This window comes from Moorena sp. SIO3H5 (assembly GCF_010692395.1).
Taxonomy (GTDB): Bacteria; Cyanobacteriota; Cyanobacteriia; order Cyanobacteriales; family Coleofasciculaceae; genus Moorena.
The window spans coordinates 18,334-29,081 of record NZ_JAAHHS010000055.1; the positions used below are offsets into that span (position 1 = coordinate 18,334).

13 protein-coding genes are annotated in these 10,748 nt (G+C 42.3%); 6 read left to right on the forward strand and 7 right to left on the reverse strand.

Annotation, left to right across the window (positions count from 1 at the left end):
- Positions 1-3 precede the first annotated feature (3 nt).
- On the forward strand, positions 4-195 hold the full coding sequence (locus F6K52_RS09005) for a hypothetical protein (RefSeq protein ID WP_293076555.1): 192 nt from the start codon (positions 4-6) through the stop codon (positions 193-195).
- A gap of 25 nt (positions 196-220) precedes the next feature.
- Here F6K52_RS09005 and F6K52_RS09010 read toward each other — a convergent pair whose 3' ends face one another.
- Entirely contained in the window at positions 221-406 is a 186-nt protein-coding gene (locus F6K52_RS09010; RefSeq protein WP_293076557.1) for a hypothetical protein, read from the reverse strand.
- 176 nt (positions 407-582) lie between these two features.
- On the opposite strand from F6K52_RS09010, the gene F6K52_RS09015 reads away from it, so the two are divergent.
- The 4 genes from F6K52_RS09015 (at position 583) to F6K52_RS09030 (ending at position 2,842) form a co-directional block, all read left to right on the forward strand.
- Positions 583-1,491, forward strand: coding sequence for a MoxR family ATPase (locus F6K52_RS09015; RefSeq protein WP_293076559.1), 909 nt, complete (start codon positions 583-585; stop codon positions 1,489-1,491).
- Between the two features lie 19 nt (positions 1,492-1,510).
- On the forward strand, positions 1,511-2,080 hold the full coding sequence (locus tag F6K52_RS09020; RefSeq protein WP_293076561.1) for a cytochrome C: 570 nt from the start codon (positions 1,511-1,513) through the stop codon (positions 2,078-2,080).
- 110 nt (positions 2,081-2,190) lie between these two features.
- Positions 2,191-2,316, forward strand: coding sequence for a hypothetical protein (locus F6K52_RS09025; RefSeq protein WP_293076563.1), 126 nt, complete (start codon positions 2,191-2,193; stop codon positions 2,314-2,316).
- Between the two features lie 181 nt (positions 2,317-2,497).
- Positions 2,498-2,842, forward strand: a complete 345-nt coding sequence (locus F6K52_RS09030; protein WP_293076565.1) for a hypothetical protein — start codon at positions 2,498-2,500, stop codon at positions 2,840-2,842.
- A gap of 303 nt (positions 2,843-3,145) precedes the next feature.
- Here F6K52_RS09030 and F6K52_RS09035 read toward each other — a convergent pair whose 3' ends face one another.
- A complete protein-coding gene (locus tag F6K52_RS09035; RefSeq protein ID WP_293076567.1) occupies positions 3,146-3,511 on the reverse strand; it encodes a LapA family protein in 366 nt (121 codons plus the stop codon).
- A gap of 341 nt (positions 3,512-3,852) precedes the next feature.
- Here F6K52_RS09035 and F6K52_RS09040 point away from each other — a divergent pair, with 341 nt between their 5' ends.
- A complete protein-coding gene (locus F6K52_RS09040; protein ID WP_293076569.1) occupies positions 3,853-4,659 on the forward strand; it encodes a PRC-barrel domain-containing protein in 807 nt (268 codons plus the stop codon).
- Between the two features lie 403 nt (positions 4,660-5,062).
- On the opposite strand, the gene F6K52_RS09045 is transcribed toward F6K52_RS09040, so the two are convergent.
- From F6K52_RS09045 to F6K52_RS09065, 5 genes are all read right to left on the reverse strand, one after another.
- The gene (locus tag F6K52_RS09045; RefSeq protein ID WP_364416761.1) at positions 5,063-5,413 is read right to left on the reverse strand and encodes a four helix bundle protein; all 351 of its coding nucleotides are present in this window, start codon (positions 5,411-5,413) and stop codon (positions 5,063-5,065) included.
- Positions 5,414-5,467: 54 nt separating this feature from the next.
- Positions 5,468-7,180 (reverse strand): ATP-binding protein, encoded by a 1,713-nt coding sequence (locus F6K52_RS09050; protein ID WP_293076571.1) that lies wholly within the window; start codon positions 7,178-7,180, stop codon positions 5,468-5,470.
- 546 nt (positions 7,181-7,726) lie between these two features.
- Positions 7,727-8,170, reverse strand: a complete 444-nt coding sequence (locus tag F6K52_RS09055) for a response regulator (RefSeq protein ID WP_293076573.1) — start codon at positions 8,168-8,170, stop codon at positions 7,727-7,729.
- A 91-nt stretch (positions 8,171-8,261) separates the two neighbouring features.
- Positions 8,262-9,389: an ATP-binding protein gene (locus F6K52_RS09060; protein ID WP_293076575.1), complete on the reverse strand. Its 1,128-nt coding sequence runs from the start codon at positions 9,387-9,389 to the stop codon at positions 8,262-8,264.
- 186 nt (positions 9,390-9,575) lie between these two features.
- A partial coding sequence (locus tag F6K52_RS09065; protein ID WP_293076577.1) for a transposase occupies positions 9,576-10,748 on the reverse strand: 1,173 nt, incomplete at its 5' end.

The window sequence follows — 10,748 nt, forward strand, 5'->3', positions numbered from 1 at the left end:
ATTATGTCCTATAGTCCCAGCTTACACCCGTGGGTCATGATTCGCCTATTGCGAGGCAGGCCACCATTAGTTTTCGCTCGGTTCTGCAGCCCTTCTGATGCTAGGAACTATTCGCAAGCCATGAAACAGCTCATGCCTGATGGGAAGTTTTTGATTTTTCTTGATATAAGTCTGCCCATGGATGAAGAAGAATAGGGATCTTGCTCTTGTTCCCCCCTTATTAAGGGGGGTTAGGGGGGATCACCCACCTGATCAGGGTAGGTTTTTTACATTTGAATCGGGAATCGGGAATCGGGAATCGGGAATCGGGAATCGGGAATCGGGGTAAGAAACTTGCATCAACCTCATAAGTATGATAAACCCCATCTCCCCATCTCCCCATCTCCCCATCTCTCCATCTTCCCATGTCCCTATCTCCCTACATTCTTGTGAATTACCATTTTCCGAAAACCCTTGCTAGCTTATAGGAGATAAGGGGATGTTTGCCCTGCTCCCTGCTCCCTGCTCCCTGCTCCCTGTTCCCTATTCCCTGTTCCCTGCTCCCTCCAATAATTTGTCCCTCACCCAATTGAACACTGCTATATGAGACAACGAATTCAAGAGCTCCAGGAAAATCTCGGTCGTGTGATTGTTGGTAAAGCAGATGCCATTCGTCTAGTGATTGTGGCCCTATTGGCTGGGGGTCATGCCTTGCTGGAAGATGTCCCTGGTGTGGGCAAGACACTCCTAGCAAAATCCCTAGCCCGTTCCATCGATGGCAAATTTCAACGTATTCAATGTACCCCTGACCTATTACCTACGGATATCACAGGAACCAATATCTGGAATCAGCGCAGTGGTGAATTTGAATTTCTGCCAGGTCCAGTATTTACCCATGTCTTGCTAACCGATGAAATTAATCGAGCCACACCCCGGACCCAGTCAGCCTTATTGGAAGTAATGGAAGAGCAGCAGGTCACCGTAGATGGGCGATCGCGTCCCGTACCTCAGCCCTTTTTCGTGATTGCCACCCAAAATCCCGTGGAATATCAAGGTACCTTCCCCTTGCCAGAAGCCCAAATGGATCGATTCCTATTATCCTTATCCCTAGGTTATCCCACAGAACAAGAAGAACTCCAGATGTTGCAACGCCATCTAGAAGGCATGATGCTTTCCGAGCTCACCCCCTGTATCACAACCGAAGAAGTATTAGAATTACGGCATCTTTGTCAGCAGGTCAAAGTAGAACAGTCACTACAAGAGTATATGCTCAATTTAGTCAGAGCATCCCGTTCCGCCGAAGATGTCACCTTAGGAGTCAGTCCTCGCGGTACCATTGCTTTACAACGGGCAACCCAGGCACTAGCCTTTGTGGAAGGTCGAGATTATGCCATTCCAGATGATATTAAGTTCCTGGCACCTTATGTACTGTCCCATCGTCTCATTACGTCGGGGGGGCGTCGTGCTCAGCCCATTGTTGAGCAATTGTTGCGCTCTGTCCCAATTCCTTAAAGAGTGTTGTGTGTGAGGTATGTCCAAATTTTTGAAGTCAAGAAACCCAAGGCGAAACCGTAGACGTTCACCTTGGGTTCTATTGTTATTGCTAATTTTTTGGAGTATTAGCATAGGATGGGGACTGGAGCGAGCCGTAGGATATACGATTGAGCCAGAAACAGTTACCTCCAACCCCACCCAATTAACCGCATCCATGGACCCAGTGTCCAAACGCTACAAATTAGGCCAAGACCTTTACCTAGAAAACTGTTCCGCTTGTCACATTGCTTTGCCACCAGAAGTATTGCCTACCGAAACCTGGCGTCGGTTATTGTTAGAGCCACAAGAACATTATGGGACCCAACTACGAAGACTGCTTGGTCCAAGTTTATTGCTCACCTGGCAATACTTGCGAGATTTCTCCCGTCCCCATAACAAAGACGAAGAAGTCCCCTATCGTATGACCCAATCCCGTTATTTCAATGCCCTGCATCCCCGAGTGGAAATCCCTCGACCCTTTGGAGTTAAAACCTGTGTTACTTGTCATCCCGGTGTCGCAAACTATGATTACCGCACCCTAACCCCAGAATGGCAGGATGCCCGGTAATCCAGTGATGGGAATATAGGTAGATGGGGAGATAGGGAGATAGGGAGATAGGGAGATTAGGGAAGTATAGGGCTTTCTAGTCTAATCAAGTACACAAGATTTTTTCACTCTTGCCTCTTCCCTTCCCCTCCTCGGAGGGGTTAGGGGTGGGTTCCTCTTGCCTATTCCCTGTTCCCTATTCCCTGTTCCCCTGTGCTACAGGCTATAGCATTGTGTTACAATTACTACAAAACTAATTTAACAATTCCTTTATTATTTAGTAAATAGCAGTTCTATAGGATTAGTAAACAGTCAGAGTTCTTATCCAGAATAGAGAACACAAAACTCATAAAAATATACTAATCTCGATCACCTTGGCTGGAAAGGTTGAGGTAACTGGCGAAAAGGATAACTGGTAAAAAGGAAGGTATTTAACCTATGAAATACACCTTTGAAATCTTAGGAGTATCTCCTGTCCTAGACTTTTTCAATCATCAACAGACGTTGAGTCAGAGAAAAGTCCCACCCCGACTGAAATACTTAGGTACTTATCAGTGTACCCTGGATGCTTTAATTGAATCAACTGAAACCCTTCCCTCCCAGGCAGATTGGGGTATAGATCAAGCTGTAGACAGTGTCATTGAATTCTGGATGAATCACCCAGAACTCATCAATTATTGGAAACAACGATTAAATGATGCTGGTAAAGATAATTTACTGGTGTCAAGGGTGGCAGATTTAGAATCATTAAAAGCTGAGTTTGAATCCTTGATCAGTAGTTAAAATAGGTAAGCTATCAGCTATCAGCTATCAGCTATCAGCTATCAGCTATCAGCTATCAGCTATCAGCTATCAGCTATCAGCTTTTTAAGAAAAGAGGTAAGTATTCGTTTAATCTCTTTTACTGATCTTTTAGTGAGGCTGTTCCCGTAGAGTGACCATAAGCCAAGGGCTTTTACCCAGACTTTCAATTGTATAAAATCTCTCAATACTAAATTATACCATTTGAGGTTTATTTTAGCTGACCGCTGACCGCTAACGGCTGACGGCTGATGGCTGACCGCTAAATGCTTAACAGTTTTCCAGCTATTGCGGCTCAGATTCTGCTGATGAAGCACCTATCTTACTTTTCAAACTATCTTCTAAATACTCTATTCTTTTGCGTTGATTATCAATATTTACTATTGTTTCATTATAATCCTGCTCTAGCTCATTAATCCGTTTCCGTTGCCGAGCTAGTTTACGACTTTGGTTTATTAGAGTAGGTGTGGATATTAATAAACCAGCTAAACAGCCCATAGATAGAGTTAAAAGAATCACTAGAGATAAAGGTTCTTCTACAGTCCAAACCCCAAAATTTACCGCCACAATAGCTTTATTTTGGAGGGCGAATAATATCGCTGCTATAGCTAAGCCGATCACGATGCCTGAAATCAAAAATAATAAGCGCATAGTCTCAACTCACTCCTTGGTAATCCCCTAGATCAGACTTGACTCAATTATTGTAAGGTAAAATCTAGATAGAAAAAGTCACAGAGGAGTACACAAGCATAATCTTAACCTTAAGCAAACACTCTAAGGAAAGACTATGGAACCATGGTCGCTTTCTGTAGTATCCGATCTAAGGATATATACTTCCCCCAGACATAAACTAAGCTTTTGGTTTAGCTGTTGAACGTAAGGTCTAAGCTTAAGAGGGTGAGGAGCTGAGGGTGTGATAGCTTACTGCTTAGAACCTTCAGTGTCTTTTTCCGAACGCCATTGCCAGTTCTTACTCAAGGAGACATGAACAGATGTCTTTATTATTTATCCAACCCAAACCGATCAGGCAGAGCCAGTTAATCAATCGTCTAGTATTAGAGCGTCAGACGACCGAAGAAATTGGTCATGTCGATCAACTCTTGTTGGACTATCAAGCTCATCGAGTCGTGGCCTTAAGGTGTAAGTCTGGATTACTTGGGGCGAAAAAACGGTACTTTGCTTGGGGTCAAATAGAGAGTATTGGCACCGATAGTATTCTCGTCAACACTAGCAAAAATAACAAAACTCAACAGAAAACCGAGTCTTGGGATTCCCTGATCGGACATGAAGTGTGGACAGATGCGGGTAACAAAATTGGTAAGCTAGTGGACTACTTGCTCAAACCCAAAAGCGGTACTGTAGTTAACTATCTCTTCTCGGACCTTGGCTGGCATGGGGTTATGGATGGTATGTATCTACTCCCACCCGTAGCAATTTCGAGTATTGGCAGAAAGCGGATTATTGTACTCGATGCAGTTGCTCAAAATAGTAAACAGTATGGGGAAGGACTGAATCAAAAAATTAGTCAAGCTACAGACGTGATCAAGGAAGATTATCAAAAAACTGTACAAGACTTTCAAGATGTCAAGCGCAAAGCTCAACAGATGCCAGAACAGTTGAAAGATAAAGCCCAATCAGTCACTGAACAGTTCAAGGATAAAGCCAAAGCAACCACTGAACAGTTTAAAGATAAAGCTCAATCCGTTACCAAGCAGTTCAAAGACAGAGCCAATGCTACCACTGCAAACTTAAAGGATAAAGCTCAATCTGTTACCAAGCAGTTCAAAGACAAAAAATAACTGGAGTAAAATAATTTTTGATGAAGCGATAATTTCCGCCTCTGGGTATTAATTGGGAATTGGAAATTGGGAATTGGGAATTTACCATTTTCCATTTTCCATTACCTAAAAACCAATAGTAATAAGTAGTTAATGGAACTAGAGATGATAGCTTAAAAATAGGTTTTACCAACTCTATTAGTATTCATAACTTCGCCTATTATAGCTTTTATCATAGCTATGAGGTAAACAGATTTTTTTCACTCTTGCCTCTTGCCTCTTGCCTCTTGCCTACTCCCTGCTCCCTGCTCCCTGCTCCCTATTCCCTGTTCCCTTTGCTATTGTGAGTCATACTAAGCAAGCAATGGTAAAGAAAGCTATCAGCTATCAGCTTTCAGCTATCAGCTTAAGCGCTACGCGCACGCTACGCGAACAGCTTTTGAATAAAAGAGGTAAGCATTCGTTTAATCTCTGTTAAATTTGCTGTGAGGTATTCATAGTCTTGGGCTTTGATTAAATTAAGATCGTGAGCCAGTAACAGGTGATATTCAAGTTCACTGGCTGAACCCATAGCAATTTGAAGAAAACGGGCTAGTTCGGCAACTCCATTTCTACCACATCCCTCGGCAATATTGGCAGGAATTGAAACGCAAGAGCGGCGGATTTGGCTTGTCAATCCATACAGTTCTTCCTTGGGAAATACTTCGGTTGTCCTATAGACAGATAACGTCAGTTGTTCGCGTAGCGTGGCCAGAGGCCAAGGGCTTTTCCCCAGACTTTAAATTCTCTAAAATCTCTCACTATTACATTCTTCGCTGCGAGGTTTATTTTAAGCTGACGGCTGTTCGCGTAGCGTGGCCAAAGGCCTTCCGCTGACGGCTGAATGCTTACATGGTAAAGATACCCGAACACTAGTACCTACACCTATTTCACTTTCCATAGCTATTTTACCTTGATGCTGTTCCACGTAACTTTTTACAATTGATAACCCCAATCCAATTCCCGCTATAGAACCGATATTACTCCCGCGACTAAAGGAATTAAATAACTCACCTTGATCGTGCTTAGGAATGCCAATACCTTCATCTGTAACTTCCAGTATTACTTGATTATTGTTATACTTCAGGTTAAGTTCTATTTTGCCTCCTTGAGGAGAATATTTAATAGCATTAGAGAGGAGATTAGTTAGCATTTGTCGTAGCAGCTTAGGATCTGATGTAAATTCCTTAAAGTCACCTTCATGGCTAAACAAGAGCTGGTGTTTATCTGTGGTTTTAGATTTGATTTCATCAACTAATTTACTACAAAATCTAACTAAGTCTATAGGTTCTACTTGCAAATATAATTGGTCACATTCCGGCTTGTTAAGAAATAGCACATCATCCACTAAACCAGTCAGGTGCTGAACCATGGATTGGATACGTCTACAATGTTTGACTTGCGGATTCATATCCATTTTATGACAGTACCGTTCCAGGATTGCTGCTGATGAGGAAATTGTAGTTAATGGGGTGCGGTATTCATGGGAAATACTAGAGATAATCCGAGATTTGAAATTGTTCAATTCTTTCTCTTTCATCAGTGATTGACGTAGTTTAATTTCCAAAACTTGGAGCTGAGCATTGGCTACTCTTAGTTCAACTGTGCGCTCCTTAACCCGACGTTCTAACTCATCATTCAGTTGCTTCTGGGCAATTTCTAGTTCCTTGCGAGTGGTGATATCTCGCAGTGATGCCATATAAGCTTTTTTACCTTCCCATTGAATCTCGACTAGCTGGATTTCGGCAATAACAATTTTTCCATAGGAGGAACGAATATCTAGTTCTGTAGTTTCGCCAACCACTAGGGAACCGCACCATAGTTCTCCTTGGAGTTTCTCGGCTTTACAGTTCATCAGGGATTCTGCTGCTGGATTAACAAATTGAATCACTCTATTGTGATCAATAATGACAACACCATCAGCATTTCTGATAATCATGGTGCGAAACTGTTCTTCACTGACTCGTAGGGCTTCAGTTTGTCCCTTAAGTGCTAACAGCAGTCGTTGCCGCTCCATACCATAGCGCATCGCTCGTACCAATAGGTTCCGATCAAATTCTCCTTTAACTAAGTAATCCTGTGCTCCTTGTTGTAGCGTTTCTATGGCTAGATTCTCATCAGTTAGTCCACTCAGAATGATTATAGGCACTTCGGGAAACTGAGCATAAATTTCACAAAATGTCTCTAAGCCTTGCTGATCTGGTAAGAACAGGTCACAGAGTACGATATCAATCTTTCCCTGCCTAAGGTATTCGAAACCTTGCTCTAGGGTTTCTACATGGGTGAGTGTTGCTGGAAAATGTTTTGCCTTTTTGAGTAATGCTTTAATCAACTCAACATCTTGGATATCGTCCTCAATTAAGAGGATTTGGGTACCATCAGGATGGTCTGGTCTGTTTGTGGAGAGTTTATTCTTAAAATAAATGACTGGTGCAGGGACTGGTGTAGGGAAATTTTGTTGCTCAGCTGAAGGGGAAGTGATTCGTAGGTATGTTGATGACATTGGAATACTGTTAACTAATCAACAAACATCGGTTAGATATAGATTAAATCTAATATGTTAATATTGACTGAAAAAAACACCTGTTTCCACCGTGGTTTCACTAATCGTTATCTCCGTGAGAATACGGATAATTCACTAAAAAATGCACATAAAATCCGTATAATCTTCAAGATCAAGGGGATTAAAATACTAAAAAGTATACCGACTTGTGGTCTTCGATGGGTAATTTAGGCTCGAATTATAAAATTAATCTTAAATATGAGGAGCTGTAATCGTAGTAAGATTTCAATAATTAGGAGTTTCCTTGAAGGCATTAGGCTTATTGTTTCTGACCTATAGCGCGCGCTACGCACTGGGAATCGGGAATCGGGAATCGGGAATCGGAGGAAAAGTTTGGGGAGAGGGGCGCTGAAAGAAGAGTAGTTGTACAACAAAAGTAGCGATTTTAGCTCAAGTTACCTTTTACCTTGACCAGACTGTAGCCAAACCACTACATGTTTAGCACTAGCTAAACATGTAAGAATTTTTAATTTTTAATTTTTAATTCTAGCTAGTTGATGAGGGCGGTAGTTTCACAACACTGAACCAGAAATTTTCTAGGGCTTTGATAATATTGTCAAACTCTTTTAAGCTAATTGGTTTTTTAAGATAACAGTTAGCTCCCAAGTCATAGCTTTTTACAATATCTTCCTGAGCATCTGAAGTGGTTAGCATGACAACGGGGATTTGCTTGAGCTCATCATCACCTTTGATCTGCTCGAGAACCTCTTGTCCATTCATCCCAGGCAGGTTTAGGTCTAACAATATTAAGTCAGGTTGTTGGGAATCAGCATACTCACCCTCTCTGTAGAGGTAAGCGAGGGCTTGAGTACCATCCATAACCACATGGAGCTTATTCGCAAGTTTTGCTTTCTTGAGTGCTTTCCTGGTGAGTTCTATATCTCCAGGATCGTCTTCTACTAGCAGAATTTCAGGTAATTTAGTATACATATCATAGTTAGTTTAAATTGGATTTGTTGAACTTGGCTATAATATCGTTTATTATTGGTTTTTGATGCGCAAACCCATGAGCTATCTTTGGCTACCAACTATGATGAATTGGCAGGGTAAAATAGAATGTGGAGCCAACACCAGACTCGGATTCAACCCAAATATTACCACCGTGACACTGGACGATTTTCTGACAAATGGCTAAACCAATCCCGGTACCGGGATACTTGTTCCTAGCATGTAGCCGTTGGAATATGGAAAAAATTCGTTCAGCATACTTACTTGGAATACCAATACCATTATCTCGAACCCCTATTAACCATTTGGATTCCTGCAACTTAGCTTCAATGTGAATTTCAGGAGTTGCCTCGGAACGGAATTTGATTCCATTACTGATTAGATTCTGGAACAATTCCACCATGTGTTGAGGATTAGCTGAGATACTTGGCAGTGGATCATGGGTGATGACAGCATGATGTTCTTTAATGGTAACACTCAAGTTTTCAAGAACCTGCTCAAGCACTTCAGCGATATCTGTGGGTTCAAAAGTCAGTTCAGACCGACCCAAACGGGAGTAGGCGAGCAGATCTTTAATCAGAGTCTGCATGCGGAAAACACCATCAACAATGTAAGCCATGTATTTGTCTGCTTCGCCATCCAATTTCCCCTGGTACTCTTCCACCAGCAATTCCGTGAAACTCTTGACCTTCCGCAGGGGTTCTTGTAAATCGTGGGAAGCCACATAAGCAAACTGTTCTAGTTCTCGGTTAGAATTCTGTAGTTGCTCAAGCCACTTTGAAAATTCTGTATTGGTTATGCGATCGCTAATCCCACAGCTAAACCCCAACACAAATTCTACTGAACCATCACTAGCCAACTCTGGTACCAGACGGGATTGATAAAACTGTGGCCCATTATCTGTCTTCCACTGGAATTCAATCGTGTTTTGTTGACCTGTGGCAAACACCTTTTCCATCGCTCTATCCCATAAGTGGATAAAGTCTTCTGGCATCCCGAGGTCACGATGGGTAAAGCCTATCAATTCTGACTGAGCTATCCCAATTGCCTGTGACAGAGCGGGATTAGCATAGACATAGCGAAATTCCCGGTCAAATACCCCTATACACTCCGGAGAATTTTCCACTAGGGTTCGAAAGAGGTCTTCCCGAGAGCTTAGAGATAGTTTTCCTGGTTTGCGATCGCTGTTTTGAAGGCTCATGCTTTTGGCAGACAAGTCGGACAAGGAACAATCAATTAAACTTTCCTTGTAGAGAGGTTGCAGGCAAGGTCTCTACAAAGAAGAAGGATTTAACCGGACACGATATCAATTTTAGCTTTGACCTCTACACTGGCAGCAACTGCTTCAGTTCTCAGTTGTGCTCAAGATGTGCAACATTTAACCTGTCTAAACCTGCTCATCAGCAGGAATGACCTGTATAGCACCAGGTGAAAACCTGATGGTTGTTGCCGACAAAGCGCGGATCATGATGTTCCGCGCGCCATTCCAATCCCGTGGTAAAAAGAAACCACATTCTGGGCATTGAAATTTTTTGTTACCGCCTAATTTCTCGTGAATGTGCCCACATTTTGGGCAGGTTTTACTCGTGTAAGATTCATTAACTAAGACCACCTTTACACCATTGCGATCAGCCATTTGAATCAAATGCTGACGAAACTTATAGTGGCTCCAATTGAGCAGATTACGAGCTGTCTTCTTATTTAACTTTCTGGCTGATTTTACTACCATCTCAGAGGTCTCAAATGTGGGCAGAAAAATCAGCTTGTAGTTGTTGACAAGAAAAGAAGCTGATTTATTGTGGCAGTCTTTAATTAAATCTTGGATTTTTTGACGCAATCGATGGGCAGCTTTCCTCATTGCTCGTCTCTGACGTTTTGCAGGGCTTAAGTCAATGCGACTCATCAACCGATCTAACTGTTGACAAAGCCTTTGAATTCTACCAATGTCACCAGTTCCTATTTCGATGTAGCTGACACCATCAAACCCAGTCAAGAAAGTTCTGATCCCAGGGTCTAAAGCTATCACCCTGTCTTTCTGAGTGGGAGTCGGCTCAATGTATTCAGGAAAAACGCCATACCATTTTCCCTTAATCCAGACTAACTGGGTACCGTAAATGCATTCATTAGGAAAGCCTTGAGGTGAACGAAAAGACAAGCCTTTTACCTTTGTTAGGTACCAAGAACCTTTCTTGAAGTCCCCCGCTTTGAACTTAATTACCTGACTTGTTTCTCGGCAGGACTTAAATTTAGCAAAACCATTATTGACTTTCGCTTGTTTTGACGCATCGAGCGCATCAGCTACTGCCTCTTGTAGTTGATGACCTGGAAGGGTTTTTACCCATTCTGGTCTATCAGCGCTTCTTGCTATTTTCTGTAGATCGTAGGTACTACCTTGATAGCCGTTTTTGATTGTGGCTATTGACCAGTTATAGATCCAACGATAAGCATTAAGCCAAGTTTTCCATACTTTATGAAGTTCTTTAGATGGAAACACCCTGATCTTCAAGACACTGTTTGGTGTCAACTTCACCGTCTGGTTCCGAGGTTTTTTCTTGTACCG